The sequence below is a fragment of the Pseudomonas sp. H26/SER47-MNA-CIBAN-0231 genome, from assembly GCF_040310465.1.
Classification (GTDB): domain Bacteria; phylum Pseudomonadota; class Gammaproteobacteria; order Pseudomonadales; family Pseudomonadaceae; genus Aquipseudomonas; species Aquipseudomonas atacamensis.
In genome coordinates this window covers 1-231 of the sequence record NZ_JBEOPW010000209.1, presented here as the reverse complement: position 1 = coordinate 231, position 231 = coordinate 1, and the positions used below count along the sequence as shown (strand labels likewise).

Genomic DNA, 231 nt, shown 5'->3' with positions numbered 1-231 from the left:
CTCGATGATGATGGTGTTGGCGCTCGGCACGTCGATACCGGTTTCGATGATGGTCGACGCGATCAGCACGTTAAAGCGCTTGTGGTAGAAGTCGCTCATCACCTGTTCGAGTTCGCTTTCGCGCATCTGCCCGTGGCCGATGCCGATCCGCGCTTCCGGCACCAAGGCTGCCAGTTCGGCGGCACATTTTTCGATGCTCTTAACGTCGTTGTGCAGGTAGTACACCTGGCC

Annotated in this window: 1 protein-coding gene; it reads right to left on the bottom strand. The window is 58.0% G+C overall.

Features of this window, described 5'->3' with window-relative positions:
• On the bottom strand, positions 1–231 hold a 231-nt coding region (locus AAEZ10_RS27825; RefSeq protein ID WP_350571908.1), incomplete at both ends, for a helicase-related protein.